9 protein-coding genes are annotated in these 16176 nt (G+C 71.7%); 1 reads left to right on the top strand and 8 read right to left on the bottom strand.

What is annotated here, in order from left to right; genetic code table 11:
* Positions 1-119: 119 nt before the first annotated feature.
* Together ABT263_RS21325 and ABT263_RS21320 are read right to left on the bottom strand one after the other, a co-directional pair.
* Complete coding sequence (locus ABT263_RS21325) at positions 120-7442, bottom strand: LamG-like jellyroll fold domain-containing protein (RefSeq protein WP_352292193.1); 7323 nt, start codon at positions 7440-7442, stop codon at positions 120-122.
* Between the two features lie 219 nt (positions 7443-7661).
* The gene (locus ABT263_RS21320) at positions 7662-7898 is read right to left on the bottom strand and encodes a hypothetical protein (protein WP_352292191.1); all 237 of its coding nucleotides are present in this window, start codon (positions 7896-7898) and stop codon (positions 7662-7664) included.
* A gap of 556 nt (positions 7899-8454) precedes the next feature.
* Here ABT263_RS21320 and ABT263_RS21315 point away from each other — a divergent pair.
* A complete protein-coding gene (locus ABT263_RS21315) occupies positions 8455-9048 on the top strand; it encodes a DUF5655 domain-containing protein (protein ID WP_352292189.1) in 594 nt (197 codons plus the stop codon).
* 187 nt (positions 9049-9235) lie between these two features.
* Here ABT263_RS21315 and ABT263_RS21310 read toward each other — a convergent pair whose 3' ends face one another.
* The 6 genes from ABT263_RS21310 to ABT263_RS21285 form a co-directional block, all read right to left on the bottom strand.
* A complete protein-coding gene (locus ABT263_RS21310) occupies positions 9236-10126 on the bottom strand; it encodes a hypothetical protein (RefSeq protein ID WP_352292187.1) in 891 nt (296 codons plus the stop codon).
* A gap of 86 nt (positions 10127-10212) precedes the next feature.
* Complete coding sequence (locus ABT263_RS21305) at positions 10213-12330, bottom strand: SPDY domain-containing protein (RefSeq protein ID WP_352292185.1); 2118 nt, start codon at positions 12328-12330, stop codon at positions 10213-10215.
* Positions 12327-12719: a hypothetical protein gene (locus tag ABT263_RS21300; RefSeq protein WP_352292183.1), complete on the bottom strand. Its 393-nt coding sequence runs from the start codon at positions 12717-12719 to the stop codon at positions 12327-12329. Before ABT263_RS21300 ends, ABT263_RS21305 begins: the two co-directional genes overlap by 4 nt.
* Positions 12720-13509: 790 nt before the next feature.
* Positions 13510-14481 (bottom strand): SPDY domain-containing protein, encoded by a 972-nt coding sequence (locus ABT263_RS21295; protein WP_352292181.1) that lies wholly within the window; start codon positions 14479-14481, stop codon positions 13510-13512.
* A 76-nt stretch (positions 14482-14557) separates the two neighbouring features.
* Positions 14558-15415 (bottom strand): DUF317 domain-containing protein, encoded by an 858-nt coding sequence (locus ABT263_RS21290; RefSeq protein ID WP_352292179.1) that lies wholly within the window; start codon positions 15413-15415, stop codon positions 14558-14560.
* Entirely contained in the window at positions 15412-16167 is a 756-nt protein-coding gene (locus ABT263_RS21285; RefSeq protein ID WP_352292177.1) for a DUF317 domain-containing protein, read from the bottom strand. The genes ABT263_RS21290 and ABT263_RS21285 overlap by 4 nt, the downstream gene beginning before the upstream one ends.
* Positions 16168-16176 lie beyond the last annotated feature (9 nt).

The following is a 16176-nucleotide window of genomic DNA, read 5'->3' as shown; positions in this document are numbered from 1 at the left end:
CCGCTCGCGCAGCAACCGCCGGCTCCTGAGGGTGAGATAGAGGACCTGTTGCCTTGCTGCCGGGGCGGTGCGAACGAGGCGGGCCCGGCCCTCCGGGGTGCCGGAGGGCCGGGCGGGAGTCAGTTCTCCATGCCGAAGTAGCGGGTGAGGTAGTCGATGATCTCGGTTGCGTGGGGCAGGAGTTCGGGCAGCTGGGTCGCGAGGACCTCCCGGGTGGCGGTGGCAAGGGCGCCGGTGGTGGTGGCGGCCGGGCGGACGTACGGTTCGAGGCGCTTGATCAGTTCGTAGTTGCTGTCGATGTTCTCGGCGCGCATCGCCTTCTCCAGCGGCGGTGCGCCGGGCGGCGGTACGGGGGCGAGGACGCGGCTGACGTAGGTGACGCGGTGCAGGACGCGCCAGCACGGGGGCTTGGCGGAGCTCTGCCGGGCCTGGCGGAGGGCGGCGGCGTCAGGGGCGGCGTTGTTGGAGAGCCAGGTCGGGTCGACGACCTTGTGGTAGAAGTCGTCGAAGTTGGCGCTGTTCTCGCCGAGGTAGAAGGTGAGGAAGCGGTAGGCGTCGACCTTACCGGGCACCAGCACGGGTTTGCCGGCGGCGTCGTAGACGGGCTTGCCGTCCTTGTCACGGCGCTGGAGGTCGCCCGAGGGTGCGCACTGGACGTCGAGGCCGAAGGAGCGGGAGGCGTCCTTGCCCTTGGCCCGGGTGACGCTGAAACCGCCGCCCACGGAGGCCTCGAGCTGGCCGTAGAAGTTCACGCCGCTGAAGCCGAAGCTGCCCCCGTAGGTGCCGCCGATGCTCCCGCTGAGCGCGTAGGAGCCGGAGGTGGTCTCGCTGACGGCGTCGGTGGCCTCGGTGGTCTCGGCGAAGAAGCCGCCCTGGGCCGTCCAGACGTAGGTATTGACCAGGTCCCGGTGCGAGAAGCCGGTGGCGGCGGCGCTGCCGGCGGTGCTGCGCCCGGTCTCCTGCTGCTCGACGGACATGCCCATCGAGCGCAGGAGCGCGTTGGCCTGTCCCTGGGTCGGGTCCGGGCGGTGGGTCTCGGTCGAGACCGATTCGTAGAAGGCGTGCAGCCGCTGCTGGTCGCGGGTGATCCGGCGCTTGAGCGCGTAGGCGTCCCGCGGCTTGAAGTAGCTGTATTCGCCGTAGCCGGTGGCGGTGGGGTAGTCCGGGTCGGTGACCTTGCCGCGGTCGTCGAAGCCGACCGCGCCGTCCAGGGTGCCCTGCTTGGTGTAGCGGGGGTTGATCGGGAAGTGGATGATGTTCCATTCCAGCGGGATGTCGGGGTTGGGCAGCATCCGGTAGGCGACCAGGGCGCCGGTGTGCGCCAGGCGCAGCGCGAAGACGTCGGCGGTCTGGGACTGCACCAGCGCCATGCCGGTGTTGGCGGGCACGTACCGGCGGCCGACGGCGGAGTTCAGCACCTTGGCGGCGTCCTCGGTGTAGCCGGTCAGGGCCAGCTTGGCCTTGCGGGCGGTATTGGTGCCCTGGCTGACCTTGGTGTCCTCACTCCAGGTGTTGGAGAACTCCAGGCTGCCCGTCAGGCCGACCTTCAACTGGGCGTCGACGAGCGGGGACGCGATGCCGAAGCCGGCCGGAGCGGTGATCGACAGGACGCTGGCATCGGTCTCGAAGCCCACCGCGAAGCCGAAGGCGGCGTTGACGCTGCGGGTCTTGCTGGAGGAGAGGCTCCGCACCACCTGGTCGGCCTCGGCGAACTCCACGGAGGAGGCGCCGGCCCAGCCGTCGGCCTTGTCGGTGAGGTTCTCGGACGGCACCGGCGGGGCGCCCTCGACGTAGCCGACGAGCTGCGGGTCGAACTGGGCCTGGCCGACCCACTCGGTGGTCAGGTCGCCGACCTTGTAGCCGGTGACCAGGTGCCAGCGGCCGTCCCGGACGAAGGCGTAGCAGCGCTTGAGCACGCCGAGCGCCTCGCCCTTGGCGTCGTACTGGAGGTCGGCGTACTCGGTGACGGCGGGGGCGCCGGCGATGGTGTCGTGGAAGGGGGTGCGGACGTCGGCGAGGGCCGAGCGGACCTGGGCGGTGTCGGTGGAGACGGGCGCGGTGGAGAGCAGGACGCGCGGCCGCTTGGCGGAGAAGCCCAGGTTGTTGCCGCGCAGGCCCTCGTCCCGGACGGACGTGGTGCCGGGTTCGGTGGAGTCCCGGTCGAACGGCCAGTAGCCGAGCAGGTCCTGCTTCTCCCCGCGCAGGCGGGTGAACAGGTTGTCCTGGATCTGCTCCTGGGTGCGGACGGTCCGCCAGATGCGGACCTCCTCCAGCGTGCCGGTGAGCAGGTCGACCGGTTTTCCGCCCTCCAGCCGCGCGCCCAGGGTGAGTTGGGGTTCGCCCCAGGCCGCGGTGGTGTCCTGCGCGGTCAGCGGCGCCTCGGAGAGCGGCTCGCCGTTGCGGTACAGCCGCAGCGGGCTGGCCAGGGGGTCGACGTCACGGGTCCAGCGGGCGCCGCGCAGCTTCGCCGGGAAGGTACCGGACACGTCGAGGGTGACGTTGCCGGCGTTCTCGTTGAACGCCCAGCGCGCCAGCAGGCCCTTCTCGCGCGAGGTGACCGGCAGCCCGAGCCGGGCCTGCGGCCGGGCGGAGTTCCACAGCCGCAGCTCGCACAGCACGCCGGTCAGCCCGCGGCCGATCACCACCTCGTTGTTGTTGGCCTGCGCGCCGGGGCCGCTGTACACGAAGCTGCCGACGGCACCGCCGTCGAGGTAGAAGCGGATGTCCTGTTCGGGCTGGGGGGCCGTGCCCGCCTGGGCTCCGACGACCTCCGGCTTGCGACGCTCGCGCACCACGGTGATGCGCTGGAACGCGCCGGGCGTGACGGCCCGGTCGGAGGTGTAGCGGACGGGCTTGCCGTTCGCCTCGGCGAAGGCGAACTCCACCAGGCCGTCGGCCCGGACGCCCAGGTGGTACGGGACGCCGTCCCGCCCGCCGTCGATGACCGTGCCCTTGGTGAGCAGGCCGATGGGCGTGCCCAGCTTGTCGATCCGGACGAACGCCTCGACGGTGAGGTCCTCCAGCACGTCCAGCGCGGGTTGCGCGGCCACTGCCAGGCCCTCGCCGCCGTCCAGGCTCAGTGCCCAGGACTGGGTGAAGGTGGCGGCGAGGTGCGCCCACTCGTTGCAGGGGAAGCGCTCCGCAGACTTCAGCACCCGGTCGCCCACCCGGGCGGTCACCTGGTAGCCCTTGATCGGCGAGGCCGGGCCGCTCGTGCCGGGGAAGGTCCAGTACCCCAGCAGGCCTGGTTCCCGGCCGGAGAGGCGCTGGTGGCGCTCGGCGGAGATCTCCTGCTTGGTGCGGGCCCGGCCGAAGACCCGGACCTCGTCGATCTGGCCGTCGAGGTAGTCGCCGTTGAAGGGGAAGTGGCCCAGGATCAGCGGGCCTTTGCCGGTGTAGGCCCCGTTGGAGGTGCGGCGGGCGACCTCGACGCCGTCCCGGTAGAGGATCTGCTCGCGGGTGGCGTTCTTGTACACCGCGGCCCAGTGGTGCCACTCCAGGTCCGGGTAGGCCTGGGTGGTCTTCAGGTCGTCGCCGTACAGCGAGAAGTAGAGGGTCTCGTCGGGGTGGACCCACAGGTGCAGGGACTGGTCGACCCGGCCGTCCGTCGCGCCGTGGAACAGCAGCGGCTCGACGCGGCCCCGGGACTGGTTGCGCTTGGCCCACAGCTCGATGGTGAAGTCCCGGTTCGCCAGGTCGAGCGAGGGAGTCAGCTGGGCCTTGGTGCCGTTGACGAACTGCCAGGCCGGCAGGGCGGCCGGGGTGAGCGCCAGGGAGTAGCCCGATCCGTCCGTCCTGGCGTGGACGATCCGGCCCCCTCCGGCCTCGGGGTTGACCCATGCCTCCAGGCTCAGGTCACCGGTCGGGGCGATGTTCTGCTGCTTGCCGGCGGGCAGGGTCAGGTACTGCTCCTTGCCGTCGAACAGGAAGGCCCGGCCGGGCATCTCGGCCCGCCAGCGGCAGCCGCGCCCGGTGATCGCCGCCTTGGCGGTGCCGTTGGGCACGGATTCGACCCCGCCCGTGCTCAGCGTGACCAGGCGGGAGCCGGCGGAGAGCAGCACCCCGGGGCGGGAGGACTGCGCCCGGGCCCAGTCGTAGCCGACCAGGCTCACCTTGTCGCCGGGCTTGGCCGGGACGCTCTTCGTCGTCAGCTCCAGCGACTTGGCGCCGATCGGGGCGTCGGTGGCGACGGCGTAGCCGGTGCCGCCGATCTGCAGGTGGGCCTTGGCCGGGACGGCGACGGTGGTGGGCGTGGTGAGTTCGACGGTGCTGCCCGTCACCCGGGCGACCGCGCCTAGCGTCACCGGGCGGCCGGGGCTGCCGACCAGCGCGGCGGCCATCTGCTCGGCCCTGCGCGGCAGCGAGCGCCAGGTCTCGGTGTCCGCGCCGACGGTGACGGTCAGGTCGCAGCGGCCGGGCGCGTCGCCGTCGCTGACGGTGATCGTGGCGCCGTCCAGGGGAACGGCCGGGTCCCGGGCGAGGAAGACGAGCGTGCCGGTGTCCCCGGCGAGCGTCCGGGTGCCGCGCAGGACGGCGGTGTCGTAGTACGCGGCGAAGAACTGGTCGTCGGCGCCGCGGAAGTACAGCACGAGGTTGCCGGTGCCGCTGTCCAGCAGCGCGGGCCGGTCGGTGCCCCGGGCGAACTCCAGCAGGCCGCCGGTCAGGCTCAGGCCGGTGCTGTCCACCGCGAGCAGCGGCATCGCGACCGTGAGGTCGTCGTCGCCCTGGAGCGCGCCCGACAGCTTGGCCAACTGGCTTCGGGCATCGCCGAGTTCCGCCTGCTTGGCGGTCAGGTTGAGCTGCAGCTCCGCGATCCGCTGCTGGGCCTTGAGCGCCTCCTGGAGGAGGGCGCGGGCAGTGTCCAGCTGCGCCTTGGCCGCGAGGTACTGCACGTCCACTCCGGAGCGCATGGCCACGCGGGTCATCCGGAACAGGCCCGAGTCCGCCTTGAGGCACTCGGCCGACTGCACCGCCGAGGCGAACTGGTACGTGGAGGGGGAGCCGATCGCGAGCCGGCTCGCCCGGTTGACGATGCGGACGTACTCGCCCTCGGCGATCAGCTGGAACTGCGCCGACCGGTTGCCCGGGGTGCGGGCGATGGTGTCCAGCCTCTCGTTCTCCGCCAGGGAGTTGTTCAGGACGCGCACGTCCTTGTCGTACTGCGCGAAGGACAGCCAGTAGCAGGGCAGGCCGTCCTGGCTCTCGCCGACCGTCTCCACCCGCCAGGTCCAGTCGGGGCGCTGGTCGTGGAAGAACACCGGGGCCCCCTGCAGGCTGGCGTTGGCGGTGAACAGCCACTGCAGGTTGTGGGCGCCGCCTTGTATCGTGCGCGGCGTCTTGAGCTCGATCCGGTAAGTCCAGGAGGTGATCAGGTCCTTCTCGGCGAAGTAACGCTGCTCCAGGGCGTCGAATCCCGGCTTGAGCCGGTCGTGCTCCGCCTGGTACTCGGCCAGCCGCCCGGCCGCGCCCTTCAGCCGGTTGATGTCCGCCTCGATGGCGGCGACCTCCGGCTCCAGCCGCTTGACCAACTGCTGCAGGGTGCTGACCTGCTCCGAGTCGTGGCCCTTCGTCGGCCGTTTGAGCACCTGCGGGTCCAGCACGTCCGGCACCTGGGCCAGTCGGCCGTCCCGGCCGACGGCGAAGTCCAGGGCGGCCACGGCGGGCTCCTGGCCGTACTTGGCGGCGAAGGCCAGCATCACCCGGGCCTGCCGCTTGGCGGGCTTGGGGTCGGCGCGGTAGCCCGCGACGACGTTCTCCTGCTGGTGGTAGAGCAGGGCCGACATGCCGGAGACGACCGATCGGCCCTTGAGGGTGAAGCTGTCGCGCCGTACCCCGGGGTGGTCGCCGACCGGGGCGTCCGAGCCGGTCCACCGCGCGTTGCCCACGAGCGTGGCGTGCCCGGCGTGGTCGGTCTGGTCGTGGGCGGTGGTGCCGGTGCCCTCGTCGAAGCGGTAGTAGGCCACCAGGCCCGGCTCGTTGCCGATCAGCCGGTTGTTCAGGTCCGTGGTGAGTTCGGCCTGGGAGCGCACCCGGTTCCAGATCCGCAGCTCGTCGAGGTCGCCGTTGAAGAAGCTGTCGGTGCCGCCGGAACTCCGCCTGCCGACCAGGGTGTTCACGCCGGTGACCGGGGTGAACGGCAGCGCCGCGCTCCCGGCCTGCTTGCCATTGACGTACAGCTTCGCCGTGGTGCCGTCGAAGGTGGCGGCGATGTGGGCGTAGCTGTCCGCCGTGAGCGTCTCGGTGGAGGTGAGCGTTGTCGGCGCCCCGTCGTGGCTGAGGAACACCGCGCCGTTGGCGTCCACGCCGAACAGGTACTCCCCGCCGCGGCCCAGCACCGGGCCGTCGAGGGCGGCGGGTTTGACCCACGCCTCGATGGAGTAGGGCTTCCCGCCGAAGTGCAGCGGCCCCCGGTTGCCCAGGTCGAGGTGGGCGTCGACGCCGTCCAGGCGCAGCGCGGTCTCCGCATGGCCCTCGCTGCCGGTCACCGGCACCAGCTCGCGGCCGGTGAAGGGGCAGGTGCCGGGGCTGCGCTCGAACACCGAGTCCCGGTAAGCCGGATCCGGGCTGGTCCAGAAGCGGGTGCCCTGGGTGTTGAACAGTCCCTGGGCGCCCTGCTCGATGTTGAAGCTGTCGACCCGCCCGGTGGCGTCGTTGTGGGCGAACAGCTGCCAGCGCTGCACGTTGGAGACGGCGGTCGGCACCAGGACGGCGGCGAACCGGCCCTGGGTCAGGTTCCGGACGAAGGACAGCTCCTGGGTCGGCTCGTGGAACGGGCGGCCCTCCATGTCCTCGGTGCCCAGGCTGTCCTTGGCCGACTCCGGGCGGGTGGCGTGCCGGCTGCGCTTGAAGCGCACCTCCAGCACCGGCTTCAACTTCCCGTCCACCAGCACGAACCGGTCGACGAGCAGGGTGTCGCGGACCAGCGGCACCTTCTTCGCGCCGCTGAGCACGTAGTCGGCGCGGGACGCGTCCCCCGAACTGCCGCCGCCGGTCAGCTTGTACACCGCGTCCGTGTGCGTCTCGCCGACCGACTGCCGCAGGACCACCACGTACGTGCCGTCCGACAGGACGTGGAACGGGGCGTCCGCTGTCAGCCGCGCCGTGCTGGACAGGAACGGATCGATCTCCGCGGCCGCCGGCCGCTCGCCGGCACCGGCCTCCGCCCCGCCCCGCTTCACCGTCGGCATCGCCGTCGCGCCGACCAGGGCGTACCCGACCTCGGCGATCTCCCGGGGGAAGGCCACCTCGGCCGGGTTGTCGCTCCAGTACGCCGAGTCCACCTCTCCCTTGGCCGCCGGACCGGACAGGTCCAGCACCGTGTAGACGATCCGGCGGGAGGCGTCCATCGCGAACGCGATCGTCGTGCCCTGGTGCCGGGCCATCGTCACGTGCCGGTACGACCGGTCCCCGTACTTCTTGAGCAGGGAGTCCTGAGCTGCCACCGTTCCCCTTCCGGGCGCATGGAACGCCGACCCCGGTCCGTGCGGTCCGGGGTCGGCGGCGAGTGTGCGGATCTCTCCTGACGGAGCATCAGCGAGTCTGGCATGTGCGTTCGAAGTGAAGAGACGCTTCCGGAACTACTCGTGCCGCATACGGCTTGAACACAACGAGCGTGGCCGAACTTCGCTTGTCCGACGACGTGGAGGAGGCTCCCCGGGCTCCTACGGGGTGAGCTCGACGACGCGCGCGGGCTCACCCTTCCAGCGGTGCGGGTCGGCGGTGGCGACGACGGCACTGTCGGGGTGTTCCGGGGTGGGGGCGACGGTACAACGGGCGCGGGCCTGGGCCCAGGCGGTGTCGGCGGCGAGGGCGAGAGCGGCGGGGAAGGCCAGGGGGATGATGCCCGGGAGGACTGCGGGGTGTTCAGCGATACCGGGGCGGTGGCGGCCGGCTTCCACGAGGGCGCAGGCGGGGGCGTAGAAGTGATGTCGGCCTACTTCGGTGCTCCAGGCCCGGCCGGTGCAATTGCCCGGTCCGCCAGGTGAAACGACGCACCGGCCAGCTCCGGACCACCTCCGCCCCGGCGAGATCCCGGACCGGATGGACCCCCCCCCCGAAACGCCAGGTCGTCGTCCACCGGCGCGTCCACCCCTCGTCCAGGGCCAACTCGCCCGCGCCACCGCGGAAACCGGCATCCAGCCGGACCAGATCCTCCACCCCCTGCGCATCCGACCACCGCACGGCCGACACCGCCGCCGACCGCCGCCGACCGCCCACCGTGCAACGCCCTCGCCGCCCCTCCCGGCTTCCCGATCAAGGAGAAACCTACGGCGAAGATCCAGTTCCTGCAGCCGGTTCCCGGCAACTGCTGTCGTCCGAAGAGAAGTTGCCGTGCAGTGTGCCGTACGCATGTGCCAACCAAATCCGGTAGATCGGGTATGGATCACCATGAAGACCTGGCAAAACGGCAGTTCACGGAGGTGCGGGGGTGCCATCTATCGGGAGTGGTCACACGTGTCGCGCAAGCTCGGTCCGGATGCGGTCGGGGAGGTCGACTGGACGAACCCGCGGATCATCTGCGTGGCAGCCGAGTACAGCCGCTACGACCGGCATGCCGTAACCGAGATCGGCCGCCGCATCGACCTGATCGAATACCGGTACTTCGGCGACGATCTGCTCTCGCTGGACCTGGTGGCCTCGACGGCTGGCGCCTCGCCCCGGACCGGTCAGGGCAGCGTTGCCGCACCGGCCGCCGGCCGCCGTACGGTCGCTCAGCGGCTGGCCAGCGCACCGGTCGAGGTCCAGACGCTGTACAAGGAGCTCGATGGTCGGCTGTTGGCGTTCGGTGACGCCCACAGCGTGGAGTTGCGGCACTACATCGCCTATCGGAGGAGCGGGAACTTCGCGACGGTGAAGGTGCTCAACGGAGGGCTCCGGGTCTTCCTCCGTCTGGACCCGAGGTCCGTCACCTTGGAGGCGGGGTTCACCCGGGACGTGTCGAGGATCGGGCACCACGGGACCGGGGACCTGGAGGTTCGGATCGGCTCGGCAGCGGACCTCGACCGGGCGATGCCGCTGCTTCGGGCGAGCCTGGACGCGGTCGCCTGAGCGCCGGGCCGGACCCTGGGCGGGCGGGCCCTGCGGCCCGCCCGCCCAGCACTTCGCGCCTGCCCGGCCCAGTCCGCCGGGGGTGTGGCAGCCGGTCCGGCGTGGAGCAGGGCGCGATTCGCGACCCGATGGGGGCGCTCCCGGTGCCCAACGAGCGTTTGCCCGCTCAGGCACGCCCCGTGGAACTTCAGCGGCTGCGGCCTGCGGGCTTCGCCTGATGGCCGTGCGCGGGGCCGGGGGCTTCGCTTCTTCCGGTGTTCGGGGGAAGGGTTCGGATCCGCGCCGCGTGGATCTGCTCCGGACGGGCAACTGTTGGCAGGCGTTTCAGCGTCCCGGTGATCGGAACCAGGCTCTCCGGGACGACCGTACTCCGGCCCTGCGCCGTGATCAGGGGGCCTGTGCGGTCGTCAAGCCAATCCGCGACCGCGTCGTAGTGGTCGAACTCGGCCAGTTGCACTGTCCGCCTGCATGGCCCCTCGTCCCAGTCCCATTGTTCGAGGAGCAGGAGACGGCTCCGGTCCGCGGGGTCAGCCGTTGTGTCCTTGAGGATGGCCCAGGTCTCGTACTGCCGGTGGGTGTCGGTGTCGTGGTTGAGTACGTGGTACCGGTCACCGAACATCCTCAGGTGTTCCAGGAGTTGGGCCTCCTGCACCGAATTGGGGCCTCTGAGTGTGCCCACATCGGAGCGGAACACGGCAGGGTCGGCGCCGCGGCTGATCAGCCAGGAGGCTCCGAGTTCAAAGGTCGGCCGGCCCGCCCGGTCGATGGTGAACGTGCGCGCCGCCGGGTCGAGTCTGATGTGCGCACACAAGGTCCGGTTGACGCCGGGGAAGTCCCAGTCAGCGCCCTTGTCGGCGTAGATCAGGTACTCGTCGCAGCCGTCGCGGCTCACGCTCCGGGAGAGGAAGTCGTACATCCCGTGGGCATAGAACCAGTCGGCCTTGAGGAACTGATCCTGTGCGTCGGCGCTCGCCTCGTCGGCAGGCGCCCAGCCGTGGAAGTGGAAATCCGGGATGGGGGCTCCAGGTTGTGATCGGCGTCCAGCCCTGGCGATGCCTGAGGGGTCGAGCAGTAGCACCTGCGACGTACCCGCTCCACTCGCGGGCGCTGCTGAACGGTCGGCCCCCAGCGCGGCTGATTCTGCGGGGCGCCGCGGCGGCAGTGTCAGCGGGCCTGCTGCCGTGGCCGGTCGGGTGGGCTGGTGATGGTCGAGGGGTTGGTTGTCGTGGCCGGCGGCCAGAGAACGACGCGTGTGCGGGCGGCCAGCGCCCGCACGGACGGGCCGGGTGGGGTCTGCGGGACGAGCGGGCGGACGACGAGGTCCACCAGGTGCTCGGGGGTGAGGTCGCGGCCGAGGCGGGCCACCGGTGCGGGGTCGGTCATGGCGGCCGTGACGGCTTCCAGCAGCGGGGCCGGGATGTTCTCCGACATCTCGACACTCCAGCCCTCGACCTCGCCGGGACCGAGCTTCCCGCCGCTGATCTGCCAGGCCCGGCTCTCTGCGGCAAACATCTGCCCGGCGGGGGCGGTGCAGCGGTAGACGCTGGCCAGCTCGCCAGCCGGTGCGTCCAGCATCAGGTGCTCGCGGGTGCTGGTGTCGTGCCAGCCGGCGGCGATAGCCGGCGCGAGGCCGTACTCGGCGGGCCTGGACGGCCGGACCAGCTCGCCCGGGTTGGCGGCGAGCGCGGCGTGCAGGGCGACCACGATCTCCGACGGGGTGCGGCGGTCCGCGCTGGCCCGCCAGACCTCCTCTCTGCTCAGCAAGTGGTGGAAGGAGGCCGTCCACGTCGTCCCGTTGTCGTCGGTGGTCGACTGGGCGCGCAGCCGTCGGCACGGGCTGGTGTACACCGTCATGTCGCCGTGCTCTTCGGTGGTCCAGCCCCGGTCCGTCAGGGGCTTTGCCGCAGCGGTGCGGTCGTGGCCGGGGCCGGCGAGGTAGAGCGGGGATACGAGGGCCAGCGGTGCGGGCCTGAAGTCCGCAGCGAAGAGTTCCGTGGTGCGCTCGGCGGCCCTGGTCAGCAGACGGTCGACCTCGCGGAGCGCCTGCTCGCGCTGGGCGTCCGGCAGCGAGCCCCAGGTCGGTCCTGTGCCGTCGGCTGCAGCTGCGATCGGTCGGTCGTGCAGCGTGTCGGCGAGTCCGCTGGGATCCACCCAGTTGATCTGCATGGCAGCGGCGTGGGCCGCCGCATCCTTCAAGTCGCCTATGGTGAAGATGAGTTCGTTCAGCGCTGTGGTGAGGGGCGGCGTCGGCTTCTTGCTTGCCGTCCGTGGGTCGAGGTTGGCACCCGGGTCCAAGTCGAAGAGCGCTGGCGTACTCGCCGCTGCGGCGATGACCATGTCTTCGACCAGCAGGTATGCCAGGGCCTTCTGCTCCGGGGGGAGTTGGCCCCAGGTGGTAGGGGTGCCGGTCCGGCTGCTGGGGATGACCCGGTCCTCGATGTACCCGTCGGGGGTGTGGTCGAGGTCTTCGGTCCACTCCAGTGCTTCCTCGCAGACCTCGGCTGCTGCTTCCCGCAGGTCCGTCTCGGTGTACGGGTGGGCGGCCTCGCCGGGCTCGGGAATCTGCGGGTCGGCGTCGGTGAACGCACCTTCCTCGGTGTGGCCGAGGTGGGCGAGCAGTTCTTCGTCCATCCAGTCCCTGTCGCGTTGCAGGGCGGTGGGGTCGGTGAGGGCCTGGGCGAGGGCGTCGACGACGACGGTGGGGGCGGTCGTGGTGACCATGGCCTGCCAGTACGGCGGGTAGCCGCCGGTGTCGCGGGGTCCGACCTCCACGTACAGGTGGGGCCTGCCCATGAGGTCCTGCCGATCGCCGCGCGGGTCCAGGCGGATCTGGACCCGGGCGAGGCGGTCGGGAGCTTCGAGGTCGAGCACGCCCGCGCGGTAGGTGCTGCGCCAGCCGGCATCGGCGAGGGTGCGGATCAGGGTTCGCCGGTCGGTGGGCGTCCGGAGGGCGGGGTGCGACTCGCCGGTCCAGTCGGTGGCCGTTCCGGTGCGGGCGAGTTCCTCGGCGACGGCGAGGATGATCTCGGGCGGGGTCTCCTGGGAGAAGCCCGCCTGCCAATCGGGCGGGCCGAGCGGTTCCTTCGCCGCGGCGATGCGCCACCAGGCGCCGGGATCGAGTTGGCCTGCCCCAAGGCGGAAGCGATGGTCGCGACTCCAGGCGAACGTCTGGCTGAGCTCGGTCGCATCGGCGCGGCCCCATCCCCAGCGTGTGACCAGCCGGTCGAAGACCTGGTTGCTGTAGTCGCGCCCGGCCAGGTAGCGGGGTGTGACGTCGATCATCGTGGGCGGGTCGGCGATGCGGGGCCTCCGTGCGGGGCTGTGGGTGTGGGGGAAGGGGTGCTGCCCGGGTCCGGAAGACCCGGGGTGCGGGTGTGCGCGGCGAGGCGTCGGGCCGGTTGTTCCAGCCACCGGGTCAGGTCGGGGTCGATGCCGAGGCCGTCGGCCCCGGCGGCGGCGAGGAGGTCGGCGGCGAACTCGATCCGCAGGACGGCGTCCTGGGGGTGGGTCCCGGTGGGCAGCTCGTGCACGCCAGCGTCCGGCAGGTAGGCGAATCCCGCCTTCTCCAGTTGCCGGGCGGCGTCGGGGTGGCGCTCGGGCCGGGCCCCGACGGCCACCACCGTGGTGCCGAACGTACCGAATATGACGGGAGATGGGGTGGTGCCGGTCATCGGCGCCGACCGGGGTGGAGTTCTGCCGACGGTGCCTGTGGCGGTGTCTGGGGCGCGGGAGTGGTGCCGGTACTGGTCGAGTGGGTTCCGGCTGTGGCTGCGGCCTGGCGGGGGCTGGGCCTGTGCGGTTCCCAGCTGGTGCCCATGGTGGTGATGCGTGTCGCGGTGCCGCCAAGCCTTTGTTGGAGTTCGCCGAGGGTGTCGGCGCTCTCGGTGAGGAGGTCGGACAGGTCGTCGCCCGGGGCGTGGCCGAGCCGTGCGCTCCAGGCGGCGGCGGCCTTCGTGAAGGTGACGAGTCGGGCGAGGACGCCGTTGTGTCCGAGGACCGCCTGGGTCAGGTGTGCTGTTCCGTCGTATCCGTTGTCGCCCGTGGTCAGGCGGTGGGTCAGGTCAGCGAGGGCGGCTGCCGGGTCGGGGACGGCGGTGGGGACGAATGCGGCGGTGGGCGGCGGGGTGCCGAGTGCCGGGTCGAGTTCGACCTCGAATCCGCTGGCCTGCAGGAGACTCGCCGCCGAGGAGGCGGCCCGGTTCTGTTCCTGCTCGGAGAGGTGGTGGGGCAGTCGGGCGTGGAAGGTGCCGCCTGCGATGTGTATGTCGTTGAAGCCCTCGCGCCGCAGGAGGGTGAGCGCGGTGTCGTTGAAGGCAGTGTCGTTGAAGGGGCCTTCGGCGATGGTGCCGGTGGTCGCCGAGCGGCTGATCGTGTAGGGGGGTGGGATGGGGCTTCTCCTTGTCGGCCGCCGTGCCGGCGTCGGGCGCGGCGGCGCTGCGCGGGAAGGGGGAGCGGCTGGGGTCAGCGGCGTCTCGGGCCGGGCGTGGTCGTGGTCCAGGCGAGCCGGGTGCCGGTGTCGGCGGGGGCGGCTTGGAGGATCCTCGGGGCGGTGCGGGCTCGGGCTGCGGCCCGCTGGAGGTCGGCCGGAGTGGGAGCCGGTGGGGTGATCGGCGTGATCGAGGCCGTTCGTCGGCTGAAGGGACCGAGTTCGCTGCGGTAGCGCGGGATGGGGGCGGGGTCGAGCATGGCGGCGGAGGCGGCGTCGAGGATCCGGGACGGTGTGCCGCTGCTGAACCGTCCGAACCAGCCTGTCCTGGACACGGTGCCGATGGTGAACCGGCCGTCCTGGCCGGCCTGTTCGGCGTCCTCGCGGGCGAGCGCGTGCAGGCTGTAGGTGACCTTGGCCAGGGCGTCGGGTGAGTGCAGGGTGAGCTGTCCGGTATCGACTTCGTGGGCGGTCCAGCCGGCTGCGGCGTAGGGTGCGATCCACTCCAGTGGGCCGGCGGTGCGCTCGGTGAGCCATGCGTCCTCGCTCGGCCGGTAGAGGTCGGCGAGTTTCGTGGTGACGGCGGTGACGATCTCGGTCGGCGTGTCATCGGAGAAGCTCGCCACCCAGTGGGGGTCGGCGAAGGGCCCCGGGGCGACGGCAAGCTGCCACAGGGTGTCCCAGTCCTGCTCCGGGATGAACCCGATGCGGATCCGACCGTCTGCGGTGGTCAGGTAGAAGTTGCCGTACTCGTCGTTGTGGGCCCGAGTGTCCGGTAGGTCGAGGAGCGGTTGAAGGGCGAAGTCCCCGGTGTAGCGGCTGCCTGCCAGGTAGACGGGGTGGACGTGGGTGTCTCCGTCGATCTCGGTTGCCGCGGCCTGGGTGGTGGAGGTCAGGTGGGTCTCCGTACGGATCGGGGGCGGGGCATTGGGGGGGTCCGGCCCCTGCTCGGAAGCGCGGCAGGAGCGTTGGTGGTCCTGGTGGCCGTCGCCCGCGGGCGCGGCCACGGCTGCGGTACTGGTGCCCGGTTCGGTACGACCTCCGGAACGGCATTCGTGCCCTCCCGTTGTGACACCGGGTCGGTCACGGGCGTCGCTTCGCCTGCCTGATGGCCGACTCGGTGGAACCGGGCCGGAGCGCATGAGCGCCAGGGGACGTGTGGCGTCCGCGGACGGCGGCTGCTGCTCGGCGCGGGTGCCGCGCCTCGGCGCGGACCTGCGTCAGGTTGGGCGCGGGCACCTGGTTCATGAGCCGCGTGGCGGGCAGCGGCTGGACGACCTCGTCGAGAGCGGCCGTGATCAGCATGCTCGGGGTTTTCCGGGTGAACTGGGCCTGCCATCGCGCGTCGGCGTATCCTCGCGGGCCTGCCCACAGGGTGACTTCCACCGCCGAGGCGGGATGGTGCCCACCGGATTCCTGTGTGCGGATTCCGCCCGTGCGGTCGGGGCGGATGAACTCCTGTGTGGGCTGGGACTCCTGCCAGGGCGGGTCGCCCGCCGCCACGGCCTGCAGAATCGCTTCGCGGCGGGGGTGCCGGCCCCACAGGAGATCGTCGCTCGCATTCGTCGAGAAGGAGTTCAGCGCTGCGGACAGGTGGCGGGCCACGGCCATCACCACCTCGACCGGCGTCCGCGCACAGAAGCTTGCCCGCCAGTCGAGTTCGCCGACCGGCGACTCGTAGGAGGCGATGGTCCAGCGCGGTCCGGTCGTCGCCTCGTGGTCCAGCTCGATCCTGGCGGTGAGCTGTTCGTGGACGGCGACCGAGGTCTCGTCGTTCGGACGGTAGCGCTGCCAGCCGGGGCAGTCCTCGAAGAACTCGGCAAAGCCCGCATCGGGGTCGCCGGGACCGGCCAGGTGGCCCGGGGTGATGGTGACGAGGGTGTCAGGAGCCAGGGCCCGGCTTCCGGAGGACCGGGCCTCCGAGATGTGGTCACCGGTCACGGACGAGCCTGCGGACGGCGGCGGGCCACCGGGTGGGTGCGCAGGAGGGAGCGGTGGAGCATGGGGATCTGGGAGGCGCGGCGCTCGTAGCGGCCGGGGTCGGTGACGGTGCGTACCGCGGCGAGGAGGACGGCGGTCGGGGTGTAGCGGCTGAACTCGGCGTGCCACCAGCTGTCCTGGTGGCCGCGGGCCCCGGCGCGGAGGTTGAAGACGGTGTCGAGCGGGTCGCTGTCGGGGCGTTCGAGGTAGCGGTGGACGCGCAGGGCGGCGGTGCCGTCGGGGTTGTCGAGGGTGAGGGTGGTGCGCAGGTCGCCGGCGCGGATCCAGTGGTGGGCGCGCGTGGTTTCGGCGTCGAGGGCATCCGCGGTGTCGACGGCCGGGTGGTCGTGTCCCCAGAGCTGCCGGTCGCGTTCGGCGTCGGTGGTCTGGGCGAGGGCGTGGGCGAGGCGGCGGGCTGCGGCCGTCACGACCTCGGCCGGGGTGCGGGCGTCGAACGTGGCGTGCCATTCGAGCTGGCTGGCGGGGTGGCTCAGGGAGGCCATCGTCCAGCGGGGCGTTCCGGCGTCCAGGTCGAGGGTCAGCAGGACGGGGTGCTGCTGGTGCGCGGCGACGAGCTGGTTGTCGACCGGCGTCAGAGTCCAGTCCTCGCGTCCCTTGGCGAACGTGTGCAGGGCGTGCGGGGCGTCGCCGGGGCCGGCGAGGTACCCGGGGTGGACGACCATCGGCATGTCGTGGGCGGGCGGCGGCGTCATGGGTGCTCC

The organism is Kitasatospora sp. NPDC001603, assembly GCF_040298365.1.
GTDB lineage: Bacteria > Actinomycetota > Actinomycetes > Streptomycetales > Streptomycetaceae > Kitasatospora.
This window is presented reverse-complemented; position numbering and strand designations above follow the sequence as displayed.